General features: G+C 54.8%; 17 protein-coding genes. 8 read left to right on the top strand and 9 right to left on the bottom strand.

Going from position 1 to position 15,643, the window contains the following annotated elements:
* The coding region (locus tag CYR55_RS07710; RefSeq protein WP_101815582.1) for a TetR/AcrR family transcriptional regulator at positions 1-682 on the bottom strand (682 nt) is incomplete at its 3' end.
* Positions 683-918: 236 nt separating this feature from the next.
* Between CYR55_RS07710 and CYR55_RS07705 the strand changes: the two genes are divergently transcribed.
* Positions 919-1,329, top strand: a complete 411-nt coding sequence (locus tag CYR55_RS07705) for a GNAT family N-acetyltransferase (protein WP_101815561.1) — start codon at positions 919-921, stop codon at positions 1,327-1,329.
* A gap of 59 nt (positions 1,330-1,388) precedes the next feature.
* On the opposite strand, the gene CYR55_RS07700 is transcribed toward CYR55_RS07705, so the two are convergent.
* The 4 genes from CYR55_RS07700 to mntR all read right to left on the bottom strand — a co-directional run bounded on the left by CYR55_RS07700 (position 1,389) and on the right by mntR (position 4,848).
* Entirely contained in the window at positions 1,389-2,201 is an 813-nt protein-coding gene (locus tag CYR55_RS07700; protein ID WP_101815560.1) for a MetQ/NlpA family ABC transporter substrate-binding protein, read from the bottom strand.
* A 16-nt stretch (positions 2,202-2,217) separates the two neighbouring features.
* Positions 2,218-2,886 (bottom strand): methionine ABC transporter permease, encoded by a 669-nt coding sequence (locus CYR55_RS07695; protein ID WP_101815559.1) that lies wholly within the window; start codon positions 2,884-2,886, stop codon positions 2,218-2,220.
* A complete protein-coding gene (locus CYR55_RS07690; protein WP_101815558.1) occupies positions 2,883-3,902 on the bottom strand; it encodes a methionine ABC transporter ATP-binding protein in 1,020 nt (339 codons plus the stop codon). Before CYR55_RS07690 ends, CYR55_RS07695 begins: the two co-directional genes overlap by 4 nt.
* Before the next feature lie 478 nt (positions 3,903-4,380).
* A complete protein-coding gene (mntR, locus tag CYR55_RS07685; protein WP_101815557.1) occupies positions 4,381-4,848 on the bottom strand; it encodes a manganese-binding transcriptional regulator MntR in 468 nt (155 codons plus the stop codon).
* Between the two features lie 211 nt (positions 4,849-5,059).
* Here mntR and CYR55_RS07680 point away from each other — a divergent pair, with 211 nt between their 5' ends.
* Genes CYR55_RS07680 through CYR55_RS07665 form a run of 4 tightly spaced genes read left to right on the top strand, consistent with a single transcriptional unit; the run spans position 5,060 to position 8,476 of the window.
* Positions 5,060-6,001, top strand: coding sequence for a metal ABC transporter substrate-binding protein (locus CYR55_RS07680; RefSeq protein ID WP_101815556.1), 942 nt, complete (start codon positions 5,060-5,062; stop codon positions 5,999-6,001).
* The gene (locus CYR55_RS07675) at positions 5,998-6,774 is read left to right on the top strand and encodes an ATP-binding cassette domain-containing protein (protein ID WP_101815555.1); all 777 of its coding nucleotides are present in this window, start codon (positions 5,998-6,000) and stop codon (positions 6,772-6,774) included. The genes CYR55_RS07680 and CYR55_RS07675 overlap by 4 nt, the downstream gene beginning before the upstream one ends.
* A complete protein-coding gene (locus CYR55_RS07670; RefSeq protein ID WP_101815554.1) occupies positions 6,771-7,640 on the top strand; it encodes a metal ABC transporter permease in 870 nt (289 codons plus the stop codon). The genes CYR55_RS07675 and CYR55_RS07670 overlap by 4 nt, the downstream gene beginning before the upstream one ends.
* The gene (locus tag CYR55_RS07665; RefSeq protein WP_101815553.1) at positions 7,628-8,476 is read left to right on the top strand and encodes a metal ABC transporter permease; all 849 of its coding nucleotides are present in this window, start codon (positions 7,628-7,630) and stop codon (positions 8,474-8,476) included. Before CYR55_RS07670 ends, CYR55_RS07665 begins: the two co-directional genes overlap by 13 nt.
* Before the next feature lie 66 nt (positions 8,477-8,542).
* On the opposite strand, the gene CYR55_RS24195 is transcribed toward CYR55_RS07665, so the two are convergent.
* A complete protein-coding gene (locus CYR55_RS24195) occupies positions 8,543-9,049 on the bottom strand; it encodes a CDP-alcohol phosphatidyltransferase family protein (protein ID WP_101815552.1) in 507 nt (168 codons plus the stop codon).
* A gap of 152 nt (positions 9,050-9,201) precedes the next feature.
* Positions 9,202-10,383, bottom strand: a complete 1,182-nt coding sequence (locus CYR55_RS07655) for an MFS transporter (RefSeq protein WP_146000962.1) — start codon at positions 10,381-10,383, stop codon at positions 9,202-9,204.
* Positions 10,384-10,941: 558 nt separating this feature from the next.
* On the opposite strand from CYR55_RS07655, the gene CYR55_RS07650 reads away from it, so the two are divergent.
* From CYR55_RS07650 to CYR55_RS07640, 3 genes are all read left to right on the top strand, one after another.
* Positions 10,942-11,478 carry an SRPBCC family protein gene (locus CYR55_RS07650; protein ID WP_241522105.1) on the top strand — a complete coding sequence of 179 codons (537 nt, stop codon included), beginning with the start codon at positions 10,942-10,944 and terminating at the stop codon, positions 11,476-11,478.
* A complete protein-coding gene (locus tag CYR55_RS07645; protein WP_101815549.1) occupies positions 11,478-12,644 on the top strand; it encodes a zinc-dependent alcohol dehydrogenase in 1,167 nt (388 codons plus the stop codon). Before CYR55_RS07650 ends, CYR55_RS07645 begins: the two co-directional genes overlap by 1 nt.
* A 266-nt stretch (positions 12,645-12,910) precedes the next feature.
* Positions 12,911-13,399 (top strand): YciE/YciF ferroxidase family protein, encoded by a 489-nt coding sequence (locus CYR55_RS07640; protein WP_101815548.1) that lies wholly within the window; start codon positions 12,911-12,913, stop codon positions 13,397-13,399.
* 371 nt (positions 13,400-13,770) lie between these two features.
* Here the strand turns inward: CYR55_RS07640 and CYR55_RS07635 are convergent, their stop codons facing one another.
* Together CYR55_RS07635 and CYR55_RS07630 are read right to left on the bottom strand one after the other, a co-directional pair.
* The gene (locus tag CYR55_RS07635; protein ID WP_101815547.1) at positions 13,771-14,667 is read right to left on the bottom strand and encodes a manganese catalase family protein; all 897 of its coding nucleotides are present in this window, start codon (positions 14,665-14,667) and stop codon (positions 13,771-13,773) included.
* A gap of 168 nt (positions 14,668-14,835) precedes the next feature.
* Complete coding sequence (locus CYR55_RS07630; protein ID WP_101815546.1) at positions 14,836-15,342, bottom strand: ferritin-like domain-containing protein; 507 nt, start codon at positions 15,340-15,342, stop codon at positions 14,836-14,838.
* Positions 15,343-15,643 lie beyond the last annotated feature (301 nt).

Genomic DNA, 15,643 nt, shown 5'->3' with positions numbered 1-15,643 from the left:
ACACTTCAATTTTGCCGGTGGCGGGCGCGCCCAGCCAGGCGGTATAGAGCGGTGCAATCACGGTGATCGGGATAGAGGCGGCGAACACCCGATTGTTGGACTGTCGGGTGGCGGCCATCGCCGCATCAAACGGCTGCGTATTGCGTGAAATTTTGACCATCACGCTCGCCCCCAGCCAGAGCTGGTAGAGGCTTTGGGCCGTTTCGTCCGGGTTCTGCACATGAAGCGATCCATCGGCGAGGCCCGCGTTGATCACCCCGGCCATCTGCCGGGTGATGGCTTCAGTGCCGCGCCGCAGCGAGGTGCGCATTGCTTCTGACAAGTCAGCCACTTCTGCCCCGAGCTTCACCGCCAGGCACTTACCCTGGCACGCTTCGAACGACTGGTTGTCCCGCCACTGCTGGAAATAAGCCATCAGTCTTTGGGCGGCCGTAAGATCCTGCCGGGCAAACAGCGCGGTCATCTCAGCGAGATACTCATCAAAATAGTGATTCAGCAGCGCTTCGCCAAACGCTTCTTTGGAGCTGAAGTAGTTATAAAACGAGCCTTTGGGCACCGACGCCGCGGTCAGGATTTCATTCAGCCCGACGGCTGAAAACCCTTTGGCGGCCATAATGCGGTTTCCGGTATCGAGGATCCGCTGTTGGGTGCCGGCTGTTTTGTGTGCTGTTGTCTTATTCATGGGTTAACCTTAGACTTAATTAGACCAGTCGTCTACAAAATTCTTGCTCTATTTCTGATGACTCTGCGCCATGCAGCTGTTTGCGCGTGACAGGGGCAATATAACCTTTTGTAAACGTTAACAATACGCTCTCCCCCTGCCTTTCCTGTTTTTTTTATGGTGTAAACAGATTATCGCTGTGCATGGGCGCAGGTTGTGATATCTCTTTAGCATACCCATAACATGCGAGAGGCAGAATGATGATCAGGCATTTACAACCGGCTGAGTGGCGCAGTGCTTTCCCGGTGATTGCGGAGCTCCGTGATCTGGATGAAGAGGAGTTTCTCCGGCGTGTAGAGCGCCAGAGTTACAGCGGCTACCAGCTGGTGGGCGCCTTTGAAGACGGAAAACTGGTGGGCGTGATGGGCATGCGCCCGGTGCATACGCTGGCACGCGGTGCACATCTGCACATTGATGACCTGATCGTCACCGAGTCGTGCCGCCACAGCGGGACAGGGCGGGCGTTGATTGCGTTTGCCGATGCCGAGGCACGCGCCAGAAAGATGACGGCCCTGTTCCTGGACGCGCGGCAGGAGGCTATCCCCTTTTATGAGCGGCTGGACTTCATTTTCCACCCCTCACCCTCCATGAAGCGCCTGTTGAAATAACCCCACCATAAAAAAACCCGGGCACCAGGCCCGGGTTTTTTTGTACATCAGAGCGGTAATCAGTTATTAACCGGGATTACTGCGCCTTTGTATTTGGTGCGGATCCAGTCCTGAATCGGTTTGGAGTGCAGCACGGTCACCAGCGCTTTGATGTCCGGTTTGTTCTCGTCACCGCGATGTACAGTGATGATGTTGGCATATGGGTTGTTCTCGCCGCTTTCGACCGCAATCGGGTCTTTCACCGGATCGAGACCGGCGTCAATCGCATAGTTGGCGTTGATAACGACCGCATCGCCTTCGTCATTGTTGTACATCTGCGGCAGCAGGGAGCCTTCTACGTTCGGCAGGAATTGCAGGTTTTTCGGGTTTTCCACGATGTCGCTGATGCGTGCGTCGGTTTTGCTGACGCCCGGCTTCAGTTTGATCACGCCTTCACGCTCGAAAATAGAGAGGATACGCCCCTCTTCCGCCACCGCGTCACGCATGATGACTTTGCCTTTGTTCGGCAGGTCTTTCAGGCTTTTGTATTTTTTCGAGTAGATGCCGATAGGCTCAATGTGGATCGCGCCCGCGCTGACGAAATCATAGTCTTTGTCGCCGGCGTGGTCTTTCAGCACGCTGTTTAGGTACGGCACATGCTGGAAATAGTTGGCGTCGATGTCATGGCTTGCCAGCGCGGTGTTCGGCAGGATGTAGTCCTGGAAGGGTTTAATCTCCAGGTCGATGCCCTGTTTCGCCAGAATCGGTTTGGCCTGTTCCAGGATCTCGGCGTGCGGCACGTTGGACGCGCCCACGGTCAGGGTGTCTGCCCATGCGGAGAGGCTCAGGGCGGAGAGCGTGGCCGCAGCCAACAGTGTCAGTGCTTTTTTCATGGTTATTATCCGTCTGTTAACGTTTATCGAGCAGGGAGGTGATCACGTCGCCCACCAACTGAATGATGAACACAATGATCAGAATCATTACGGTCGCCACCAGGGTGACGTCGTTATGGTTACGCTGGAATCCTTCCAGATACGCGAGGTTGCCGAGGCCGCCTGCGCCAATCACCCCGGCCATCGCGCTGTAGCTGACCAGGGCGATCAGCGTCACGGTGATGCCGGAGACCAGCGCCGGGGAGGACTCCGGCAGCAGCACGCGGAAAATCAGGGTGCTGACGCGTGCGCCCATCGAGCGCGACGCCTCAATCACCCCTTTGTCCACTTCACGCAGGCCGATTTCCACCAGCCGGGCATAGAACGGGGCCGCGCCGACAATCAGCGCCGGCAGGGCAGCATTCGCGCCCAAGATGGTGCCGATCAGCGTTTTGGTGAACGGGATCAGCAACACAATCAAAATGATGAACGGAATGGAGCGGAACACGTTCACCACCACCGAAATCACCGAGTAGAGCGGCTTATTCTGGAACAGGCCGCCGCGCGCGGTTAAAAACAGCGCCAGACCCAGCGCGATGCCCAGCACAAAGGTCGCGATGCCGGAGAGCGAGGTCATGTAGAGCGTTTCCAGGGTGGCAGCCCAGAGCTGATCCAGTTTCAGGTGCGGGAAAAGGGATGCGATCATTGGACTACCTCGGTGGTGATGTCATGGTGTTGCAGGTCGTGCAAAATTTTCTCCAGCAGGTCTGGGGCGGCATTGAGGTGCAGCCAGAGTTCGCCGAACGCGCCGTTGGCGGTCTGGGTCATCTTGCCGTGCAAAATGCTGAACGGCAGCTGGTAGCGCAGCGCCAGCTCTGTGACGACCGGCTGGTGGGCGTTGGTGCCGGTAAAGGTCAGTTTCAGGACGGTGCCGCCCAGGGATTTCACCAGTTGCGGGTTGAAGGCTTCTTCCGTCTGCTGGTATTGGTTGACCTGGTTAACAAACTGGCGGGTAATCGGCTGTTGCGGGTGGGTAAACACCTGGATCACCTCGCCCTCTTCCACCACCCGGCCATTTTCCATCACCGCGACGCGGTGGCAGATTTTGCGCACCACATGCATCTCATGGGTGATCAGCACAATGGTCAGGTTGAGCTTGCGGTTGATGTCCAGCAGCAGCTCGAGGATGGCGTCGGTGGTTTGCGGGTCAAGCGCCGAGGTGGCTTCGTCACACAGCAGCACATCGGGGTTATTGGCGAGCGCACGGGCAATGCCGACGCGCTGTTTCTGGCCGCCGGAGAGCTGCGAGGGATAGGCATTCTCCCGCCCCTGCAGGCCCACCAGCGCCACCAGCTCTGTGACCCGCTGCTGGATGGCCGCTTTCGGCGTGCCGGCGATCTGCATGGAAAAGGCGATGTTTTCACTGACGGTTCGCGACCAGAGCAGGTTGAAGTGCTGGAACACCATGCTGATCTTCAGGCGGGCACGGCGTAACTGTTCTCCGCTGGCCTGGGCGATATCCTGCCCGGCGACGTTCACCACGCCGGAGGTCGGCTTTTCCAGCCCATTCAGCAGGCGGATCAGGGTACTTTTCCCCGCGCCGCTGTAGCCAATAATGCCGTAAATCTGCCCACGCTCGACGCTCAGGCTGACGTTATCCACCGCCACAATAGGCTGCTTATCGCCATTAAATATTTTCGACACGTTCGAAAGAACGATCATATCCCGTGGTTCCTTATCAATTGCCGCTATTTTCAGCAAGGCGCTGAATAAATAAACTGCCGCTGGTGCTGTATTTATAGATGAATAACTGGCATTCATAACATAAGTATCGCGTATGGTTGATCATGCTAAAGAAAGCCTTTCACAAGCGAAAGCATTAAAACGCGTTTGCTTATGGCTTTTTTTTCTAACCTTATATTGTTGCCGTCATGCGGCGTAAGAAACCGTAAGGGTTATCAGGGAAAGGCAGCGGCAATCGATAAAAAAGCGGCTGCCCTGAAGCAGCCGTAATAACGGAGTGTCTGAAAATGCCCGGCGGGCTATTGCCCGGTTAAACCTGGTTACCGGTTAAACGATGAGCTATTACGGGACGCCATGAACTCTAACCTAAAGAAATCGCCGGGCAAAATACGTAATCTGGCTTTGGTTGTGTGGAAAGTGGCTTATTGCCCTGCACCGGCATCAAGCCGGGCGGCCATTACACCGGGTTACGCCCCTGCTCAGTGAAACGGCGGAAAATCTCCAGCGTTTCATCACTGACATGGTGCTCAATGCCCTCCGCATCGCGGCGGGCGGTTTCGGGGCTGATGCCCAGCGCCAGCAGAAAAGATTCCACAATCTGGTGGCGGATGCGGCTTTCCACCGCCAATTTTTCACCTTCCGGTGTCAGGAAGACGCCCCGGTAAGGCATCTGTACCACCAGGCCGGCCACCGCCAGCCGTTTCAGCATCTTGGCGACCGTGGGTTGTGAGACGCCGAGGCGGGCGGCGAGATCCACCTGCCGCGCTTCGCCGAACTCCCCGATAAGATCGGAAATCAGCTCGACATAATCATCGATCAGCTCCCGGCGATGGGCTTCGCGTACCTGTAAAAATCCCTGCACATGTTCTTCGACACCCAGTAACGGGTTGCTGCCGGACGGGTTGGTGTTGTCGTTCTGGGCCATCAACTTTCCTCATTTTTCCTGACCAATCCCCGGCATTTCACCCCGGTATCAGCATACTAACGGTGCCTATTGTAAACGATGCGCGCCCCATGACAAATTCCGTGCTGTTTTGCTTTTGCTATAAAATATAGCCTGTGCTATACCTGTTTAATAATCGATCTGATGCGGCGGGCCGCCGGATCGGCCCGATGACGTAGTTAAGGGGAAAACAATGGCACGATTCAGGCAATTGCTGAGGTTATATAGCCGCTCACCGTTTACGCTGCGGCTGATGCTGGTGAGCATGATCGTGGCGCTGTTCAGCGGCGCGGCGCAGGCCGGGGACACGCCCGAAAAAAAGTTCCGCGTCCTGACCACCTTTACCGTGATTCAGGACATGGCGCAAAACGTGGCCGGCGACGCGGCCGTGGTGGAGTCAATCACCCGCCCCGGCGCTGAAATCCATGACTACCAGCCGACGCCGCGCGACATTGTGAAAACCCAGTCCGCCGATCTGGTGCTGTGGAACGGGCTGAACCTGGAGCGCTGGTTCGGCCGTTTTTTTGAAAACGTGCGCGATGTGCCGTCAGTGGTGATCACCCAGGGCATCACGCCGCTGCCGATCCGCGACGGCCCCTACCGCAATAACCCCAACCCCCATGCCTGGATGTCCCCGCAGAACGCTCTGATCTACATCGAAAATATCCGCTCCGCCCTCGTAAACCATGACCCCGCCCATGCTGACGCCTATAACCGCAACGCCCGCGCCTATGCCGCGAAAATCAGCGCCCTGGATGCGCCGCTGCGTGCGCGCCTCAACAACATTCCCGCGGCGCAGCGCTGGCTGGTCACCAGCGAGGGCGCGTTCAGCTATCTGGCGCATGACTATGGGCTGAACGAGCTCTATCTCTGGCCGATTAATGCCGATCAGCAAGGCACGCCGCAACAGGTGCGGCAGGTGATCGACCGGGTGCGCGAACATCAGGTGCCGGTGGTGTTCAGCGAAAGCACCATCTCCGACAAACCGGCGCGCCAGGTCAGCAAAGAGACCGGTGCCCGCTATGGCGGCGTGCTGTATGTCGATTCCCTCTCTGCCGCAGACGGCCCGGTGCCGACTTACCTCGACCTGCTCACCGTCACGGTTGACACCATTGCAAAGGGGTTTAACCAATGACCGCCACCCACGCATTGCCGCATCTGGCCGTCGAAGGCATGAGCGTCACCTACCGCAACGGCCATACCGCGCTGGAGGCCGCCAGTTTCCGGTTGCAGGGCGGGATGCTCTGTGCGCTGATTGGCGTCAACGGCAGCGGCAAGTCCACGCTGTTCAAAAGCATCATGGGCATGGTGCGCCCCTCGGCCGGGCGCGTGACGCTGGATGGGGAACCCATCAGCCGGGCGCTGAAACAGAACCGCATCGCCTATGTGCCGCAGTCAGAAGAGGTGGACTGGAACTTCCCGGTGCTGGTGCGGGATGTGGTGATGATGGGCCGCTACGGCCGGATGAACTTTCTGCGTATCGCCTCGAAAGAGGATCACCGGCAGGTGGACGAGGCGCTGGCGCGCGTCGGGCTGACGGACCTGCAGCAACGGCAGATTGGCGAACTCTCCGGCGGGCAGAGAAAACGGGTATTCCTGGCGCGGGCGCTGGCGCAACAGGGGCGGGTGCTGCTGCTGGATGAGCCGTTCACCGGCGTGGACGTGCAGACGGAGAACGCGATTGTCGATCTGCTCAAGGCGCTGCGCGCCGAAGGCCACCTGATTCTGGTCTCCACCCACAATCTGGCCAGTGTGCCGGCATTCTGTGACAGCGCGGTGCTGATTAACCGCACGGTGCTGGCCGCCGGGCCGCTGGCGGACACCTTTACCCGCGCTAACCTGGAGCGCGCTTTCGGCGGGGTGCTGGCGTCACTGAACCTGCCGGATGCCGTGGGAGGCACGCCATGATCGAGCTGCTGCTGTTGCCGCTGCGCTATGACTATATGCTCAAGGCGATCTGGGTCAGCGGGCTGGTGGGTGCGGCCTGTGCGTTCCTCTCCGCTTTCCTGATGCTGAAAGGCTGGTCGCTGATGGGCGATGCGCTCTCCCATTCGGTGGTGCCGGGCGTCGCCGGGGCTTACGCGCTGAGGCTGCCTTATGCGGCGGGCGCGTTTCTGACCGGGATGCTGGCCGCCGTGGCGATGGCGCTGGTACGCCACCTCACCCGGCTGCGTGAGGATGCGATCATCGGCTTTGTGTTCTCGACGTTCTTTGCCGCCGGGTTGCTGATTGTTTCCCTGAACCCCACGACGGTGAACATCCAGTCGATTGTGTTCGGCAATATCCTCGGCATCGCTGATGAGGATGTGATGCAGGTGCAGATCATCATCGGCGTGACGCTGCTGGTGCTGCTCTGCCTGTGGAAAGATCTGCTGGTGGTGTTTTTTGATGAGGGCCACGCGCGCACCCTCGGCCTGTCGCCGCTGCGGCTGAAGCTGATTTTCTTTACGCTGTTCAGCGCCTGCACGGTGGCGGCGTTGCAGACCGTGGGGGCGATTCTGGTGATCGCGATGGTGATTACCCCGGGCGCGACGGCCTACCTGCTCACTGACCGCTTCCCGCGCCTGCTGCTGCTGGCGGTGCTGATTGGCGCGCTCACCAGCGCCATTGGGGCCTGGCTCAGTTTCTATCTGGATGGGACAACCGGCGGCGTGATTGTGTCACTGCAAACGCTGCTGTTCCTGCTGGCGTTTCTGTTCGCCCCGAAACATGGGCTGCTGGGTGCCTGGCGGGCAAGGCGTCACACACAGGAGAAAACCGGATGGAATGGCTGACGGAACCCCTGGCGTTTGCCTTTATGCAGCGTGCGCTGCTGGCGTCGGTGGCGGTCGGCACCGTCTGCGCCCTGCTCTCCTGTTTTCTGGTGCTGAAAGGCTGGTCACTGATGGGTGACGCCATCGCCCATGCGGTGTTGCCGGGCGTGGTGCTGGCGTGGCTGGCCGGGTTACCGCTGGTGATTGGCGCGTTTGGTTCCGGCATGGTGTGTGCGCTGGCGACCGGCTTCATTAAAGATCACTGCCGGGTTAAGGAAGATGCGGTGATGGGGATCGTCTTCTCCGGAATGTTTGCCGTGGGGCTGGTGATGTTCTCCCGCCTTGATACCGACCAGCACCTGACCCACCTGCTGTTCGGCAATGTGCTGGGCATCAGCCACCCGGAACTGATCCAGACGCTGGCGATCGCGGTGCTGGTCACGGCGCTGGTGCTCCTCAAACAGCGCGACCTGATGCTGTTCTGCTTTGACCCGGCGCAGGCGCGCATCAGCGGCCTGCCGGTCACATTGCTGCATTACGGCCTGCTCGGGCTGCTGTCGCTGACCATCGTCGCGGCGTTGCAGGCGGTGGGCGTGATTCTGGTGATCGCGATGCTGATCACCCCCGGCATTACCGCCTTTCAGCTCTGCCGCCGCTTCCCGGCGATGCTCACCGTGGCGGTGCTGGTGTCCGTCTTCGCCTGCGTCAGCGGCACTTACCTTAGCTTTTATATCGACGCCGCCACCGGCCCGGTGATTGTGCTGATTCAGGCCGGGATTTTTGTGCTGGCGTATGTGGGGGGCAGAGTGTGGTACAAAGTAAAGGTTAAATGCGCTAAGCCGAATCAGGTGCATTGAAATGACGTTGGTTAAATATTTTTTGGCTGGCCTGAACATCAGCCCAGTACCGGCCATATGGCCGGTTTATGATGCTTGATGAAATGAATGCCGGGCGAGACAATGTCTGTTATGAGTAAAACAGGATGGTATCCTGATATTAATAACCTGGATTAACGCAATGAAAACATTGAGCCAAACCAGGAGGTTTAAAGGGATTTTTTCATAAGCAACTAATTGAAAAAAGACTGAAAATATCACACCCGCATAAGTGGTTGGCAGTCCACTGTCACTACCAGGATGCTTGCCGCTTATCACACTAAATTGTGAAAGGCTAAGGCAGCCTGAAAGTAACAGCATTAAACTTGAAGCGAACGACAGCCAATCACCCTTTAAATGAAAAATAATAACCGCAGGCGCTACGCTAAAATTCAGAAGATCAGCCAGGCTATCGAGTTGTTTACCAAATTCTCTATTTTGTTTCTTGTCTTTCAATATAGTACGAGCAATATGGCCGTCTAAAAAATCTAATACAGCTGCTGAGCATAATGCAATAGCAGAGAAGTAAATACTTCCTGAATAAGTGAAGTAGATTGATAATAATCATAATGCAGCATTAATGATAGTTAATGCGTTTGCCAAACCCATGAATTTTACGAACGGGAACGCCGACGTTAATACGCCCATGTATTTCTATCCTCTTGGCTTACAGTAAGATCGCCTGCTCCTGAAAAGCAGGCGTTTTTTCATTTTTTTTGTTTGCTGAGTAACCGTGAACATAGAAAATATGCTATTGAAAACGTTATGGCTACAATATAAAGGTGCAAGTATTGAGTGAGTATCGAACCGATGAATATAGACAGAATCATGCCAATATATACACCTGCATATTGCATGGCTGCAATCATTGGCATAGTCTTAACATCACTTTGCAAAACGATCTCAGACTGCAATTTAAAAAAGGCAAGTTCAAAAAAGAATATATAAAAAAAGTAACAGGCATAACTGATTGAAACGCTGATGCCCAGGGAGGTAATAATCATGAAAAGCGCGCTGCTCATTGCCATGTAAAGCGGGTTAAATTTTATACCTTTCCGATTATAGATAAAATAAAAGACTGCCCCGCACAGGGCTGCGCCGCTATTAACTAACTGGAGGTATCCCACAAAGTTTTCCGGCAAATTTAAAACATGCGAGGGTAACGTGACGCGGGATACGTTAAAAAAACCCTGAAAAAAAGTGATAAAAACGATAAAGTTAAGAAATGCTTTTTTTAAGGGGGCATTACTGGAAAGCAGTGAAATAAACTTTTTTAGTGACCTTGTCTGATCGTTGTTTTTTTGATGCAAGTTAAGTTTAGGTAGCAGGAAAGTGGCCATCACTGAAACAGTGAACAACACCGAAATCATAGACATCGCCAGTTGTGGAGACATCTCACCTTTGATGCTTCCCATCAGCATACCTGCCAATCCACCGGCGATGAACTGGGCAGTCAGCGTTAAAGGCACTGTGGCCTCAATTTTATCTCCGCTGAAATAATGCTTGATAGCAATAATACGGCCTACGCGTTGAAGAGCATCAATTGATCCAATCAACAGCCCTCCCACCAGCGCGAGTGCCGGTAACATCGGAAGCATGCTAAATACGATAATAGTGCAGAGAGCAGCAACAAAATTGCTGACCATAAGCAATTTTCGCGGTGAATATTTCTCAGCAATGCCCTGTACCTGGTTTACAAAAATCACAGGTAAAATCATCGGTGCATACAGGACTGCCTGCGAAAGTATAATATTTCCGGTTGCCTTATAAACATACCAGGAAAGATAGATATAACACAGGGTGGAGGCACCTATTGAGCAAAGATTTACTGCCCAGATCAATCGGCTTACCCATGAGGGGGAGTGGGTGCGCAAAACGCGTTCTTCCATGACGATGGCCCTTATACTATTTTCGCCATGTCATCGTAATGAAACATATGGCGTGTAGGTTTGATTATTCATGAAGAGCTAACCTATATGGGGGCTTTTTTTATGTCAATTAATGTAAACGCAGTTTAGCCCTCTCACGCCTATCAGCAATTTTCTGCCTCAGGCTTTACCATTTCCCCTTTTTAAACGTGCACAAAATAATCTTTTCCTCTTTTTATTCTTAGTTATACCGCATCCTGAGTGTTTTAAGCTGTTCAGGGTAACCGGTTAACAAGCTGGAATAAAATCTTTCACCAAACTAACTCTATAATTGATAAGGATAAAACCTTTGTAACCATATGTGTATGACTATTATGGTTAATAACGGTAATTAATAAATTACGACTTAAATTAACGTTCTCCCGTTGATGATTACCCCGCAGAAAGCCCCGCCCCCTGTTCCCTGCAAATTCGCCTCATTTCCCGGTGAATTGTCTGAAGTTTGCTTAACTGTATAGGAGTGTTCCTGGGCGGGTCGGCGATCCGCCTGTTTGTGCAAACAGCCAGGAGGAGATGATCTTGCAAGACTCTTATCTTGATGCCACCGGGGTGGAAGGCAGTGATGAGCCGGTGATCCGCCGCTGGATTACCATCGGCCGCCCCGCTGCGGAGTTGCACCGGCTCTGGCGGCAGCCTGCCACCTTGCCGCTGGTGATGGGCCATTTTGCCGATATTGAGGTGCTGAGTGACACCGAATCCCGCTGGCGGGTGGAGGGGCCGCTGGGCAAAAAATTTGACTGGCAGTCACGCATTGTGGATGAGGCCGAGGGGCAGTTCATCCTTTGGCGGACGCTGGAAGGGGCCGATATGCCCAATGAAGGCCGCCTCAGCTTTGCCCCCGCGCCGGGAAACAAAGGCACCGAACTCACGCTGGAAGTGCGGTTTGACCCACCCGGCGGCGCGCTCGGCGAAAAGCTCACCTCGATGTTTGATCTGGTGCCCAAAGAGACCCTGGGCAAAGCCCTGCGCCGGTTTAAAAGCCTGGCGGAAACCGGTGAAATCCCGTTGCTGGCCCCGCTGCCGGCGGCCGGCGATCGCAAAGAAAAGGAGGCATGATGCGCGCACTCTGTTGGAATGGCGTCAATGACCTGCGGGTCGAAACCGTGAACGATCCCACCCTCATCAACCCGAAAGATGCGATTGTCCGGGTCGGGCTGACCACCACCTGCGGCTCTGATCTGCATATTATCGACGGGCTGATCCCCAGCATGAAAGAGGGCGATGTGCTGGGCCATGAGTTCATGGGGGAGATTGTTGAGGTTGGCCGCGAGGTGAAAAAAGTGAAGCCCGGCGACCGCGTGGTGGTGCCGTCGTTCATTGTCTGCGGTTCCTGCTGGTTCTGCCAGCAACAGCTTTACTCCTGCTGTGATAACTCCCACCCGCACCCGGAGCTGGCGGAGCCCATCCTCGGCTACCCCACCGCCGGGATTTACGCCTACAGCCATGCGTTCGGCGGTTATGCCGGTTCCCACGCGCAGTATGTGCGCGTGCCGTTCGCGGATAATGACTGTTTTGTGGTGCCGGAGAATGTCTCTGATGAGCAGGCGCTGTTCCTCTCGGACGCGGCACCCACCGGCTACATGGGCGCGGACTTCTGCAACATCCACCCCGGCGACATTGTTGCGGTGTGGGGCTGCGGCGGCGTCGGGTTGATGGCGCAGCAAAGCGCCTACCTGATGGGCGCAGAGAAAGTGATCGCCATTGACCGCTTCCCGGAACGGCTGGCGATGGCGCGTGACAACATCGGCGCGATTCCCCTGGATTACACAAAGGTCGATATTCAGGAAGCGTTGCTGGAGCTGACCGGCGGCCGTGGCCCGGACAGCTGCATTGATGCGGTGGGTATGGAAGCCAAAGGCGAAGGGCTGACGCAGGTGTATGACCGCACCAAACAGCTGCTGCACCTGGAGACCGACGTGGGTGCCGCGCTGCGCCAGGCGATGATGGCCTGCCGCAAAGGCGGGACGCTCTCGATCCTCGGGGTATATGGGGTGATGGATAAATTCCCGCTCGGTTTGATGATGAACAAAGGGCTGACGGTGCGCACCGCCCAGCAACATGGGCAGCGCTATATGCACCGGTTGCTGGATCACGTTTCGAAAGGGGAGCTGGACCCATCGTTCATGGTGACGCACCGCTTCTCTCTGGAAGATGCGCCGCTTGGCTATGACATGTTTAAGCATAAAACCGATGGCTGCCTGCGGGCGGTGTTTAAACCCTGATCCTTTTCCCCTGCCCTTCACCGGGTGGGGGAAAGCAAGGAATATATTGGCGGCAGCGAATAAGGCCCGGCATGTAAACATTATTCGCTGATCGGCATGGGCGGCGGAAATAGGGAATCGCGGACTATCCGGATTTCTCTTAGCCCGGCTGACTGGAAATTTCATCAATTTCGACTATTACTTAAGTGAAGGAAAAAAATTGCAGCAACAGGATAAGCAATTTTAATGACATTCCCTACTAATGCAGCACAACAGAGGATAACCAGATGGCTATTAAGACCCTGAAGGATCTTTTCATTCATGATTTGTCTGACGTTTACAGCGCCGAGAAACAAATAACTAAGGCTCTTCCGAAAATGGCCCGTGCGGCTGAGGACCCTAAGTTAGTTGATGCTTTCAATACCCACCTGGAAGAAACCCAGGGGCAGATTGAACGTCTGGATCAGCTGGTTGAAGCCACGCCGGAAGTGCGCATCAAACGTATGAAGTGCCATGCGCTGGAAGGGCTGGCAGAAGAAGCGCAGGAAATTATTGATAGCGTTGAAAAAGGCCCGGTGCGTGATGCCGGCCTGATCGGGGCTGCGCAGAAAGTTGAGCACTATGAGATCGCGACTTACGGCACCCTGCATGCGATGGCGCTGAAACTGGGCTTTACCCAGGCGGCGGATCTGCTGGCAGAAACGCTGAAAGAAGAGAAAGCCACCGACGAGAAGCTGACTATTATTGCGGAAGCCCAGACCGCTCCGGCGAAATAAACGCGCTTTTAGTTAATAAGATATCCCCGCCCCGGCTAATGCCGGGGTTTTTTATTGGGCGTTATCCAGGCTGCGGGTAAAAAAAAGCCCGCAAGATGCGGGCAAAAAATGTCAACGTGATCTTCGTTACAGAGAAAATCATTACCCGGCTACTATAACGTCCCGTTTATTAAGGTGAAATAGCCTGATGACCGGCGGATAATGTATTGGGACTATTCCTAGACAAGAGCGGAATATTTAAGCAGGCTGCCTGATACCTTACGAATAATGATTAACGACTTCTTAACATGAAAAGCAGGCAATAAAAAAGCCGCCCGATGAACAGGGCGGCGATTATTCAAACCAGCGGCAAAAGCCGCAGGTTAAGTGGCTTATTTTTTACCCGTGGTGCGATCTTTATCGATCGGGTTAGCGGCACCCAAATCAGCACCGGTCACCGGGTTAACGTCCGGGCTGGATTGCAAGCGCATCGCCATCGCGTCCAGATCGGTTTTTTGCTCGCTGCCCAGCGTCACAGAGGCGCTGCCATCGCCGCCGTCAACGGCCGGTTGTGGATCGCTGACGTAGTTGAAGTTCTCGTCCGCATTCCAGCTGCCGCGCACTTCACCCTCACCGGACATGTTGAAATAGGTGTTGGCATATTCCGGTACCGGCGGCAGTTTGCCCGGCGGGAAGTTATTGCGGATGGAGTACAGCGCTTTTTCAAAGGATTTCTGGTGAGCGACTTCACGCGTCATCAGGAAGCCCAGCGCGTCTTTGATGCCCGGGTCATCAGTCACATTGATCAGGCGCTCATACACCAGTTTGGCACGGGCTTCTGCGGCAATGTTGGAGCGCAGGTCAGCCGTCGGCTCGCCAATGGTATCAATATAAGCCGCTGTCCACGGCACGCCCGCGGAGTTAATCAGGCTTGGGCCACCGCCATACAGCAGGGAGGTAATGTGGCTGTCATTGCCGTTGCCGGTCAGTGAACGGTAGAGTTCCGCTTCTTTCTGCGTCCCTTCCGCCAGGTCGCCTTTCGCGCCTTTGTTCAGCATCGCAATGATGGTGCCGATGATTTCCAGGTGGCTGAGCTCTTCGGTCGCGATGTCCAGCAACAGGTCTTTACGCCCTGCATCATCTTCTGCCAGACCCTGAGTAAAGTAGCGCATCGCTGCGGCCAGTTCGCCCTGCGCACCGCCAAATTGCTCCAGCATTAAATTCGCCAGGCCTGGGTTGGGGCCGGCAACACGAACGGTATATTGAAGTCCTTTAACATGCTTAAACATTATATGCTTCCTCTTGTTTTGGACATATTCACCCGACTCCGCAAATTTAAGGGTAAAGATCACCCTGCCTTATTCAGGCATAGAATCGGAAAAGGGGTTTACTGCAATTAATAAAGGGTTACAGCAATTTTCATCCCGGCACCGCAGTGCCGGGATAAGAATGAAAGACTATTTTTTTGCTTCGGTATTCGGTGCTTCAGAACGGGCGAGGAATTTCTGGGTTACATCCGGCAGATGATCCAGGCACCATTTTGCCATGGCCACTTCCTGCTCCAGGATCTGGGCGAAAATACGCTCCCCTTCCTGGTCACCCACCACTTTCGCGGCAGCAATCAACGAGGTATAGGAAGCAATTTCCAGATTTTCAAACACGTAACCACTGATGGCACCTTTAACGACTTCATCGCTGGCAAACATACCACCCATTGCCTGGCCCATTGCCGTGGCTTTACCGGCAATATCTTTTAACGTGGAATTAGAGGTGTCATAACGATCAATGACGCTTTGAACCAGACGCTGTTGATCTTTGGTTTCGCTAATATGCTGCTCGATACGCATTTTCAGGTCAGGATAATGCTCAAGGCGACCGGCCATGCCTTTCAGCATAGTTTCGGCTTGTTCTTCCATCGCGTGAGCGTCTCGCAGCCAATCAAGATAATTTTCTAGCGTTGTCATACGTTATCTCCCAGTTATTCACCGTAGAACATCATTTTCCGTTACCTGACTAAGCTTAGCTGCAAATGACCATTTATCCAGTCCGGCTACACAGATTGTGTTTAGCAAAGGCCAATTTACCGATATTAACTCTATGAAAATAATAAATTTGGCTTTTCCTTGTGGCGGAACGTACCCAACCCGCTACGGCGCGAAGCCGCATGGTACGCGGCCTGACAGCGTTTATCGGTTTACCCCGGCGCGATGAAAAAGAGGAGATTCATTTACCTGCCAGGAAAAAAGGGCCGTAAAGCTTTTAAGA

Origin of the sequence: Chimaeribacter californicus (genome assembly GCF_002858675.1) — a bacterium.
GTDB lineage: Bacteria > Pseudomonadota > Gammaproteobacteria > Enterobacterales > Enterobacteriaceae > Chimaeribacter > Chimaeribacter californicus.
Note: the sequence above shows the minus strand (reverse complement) of the source record. Positions and strands in the feature narration are given on the sequence as shown.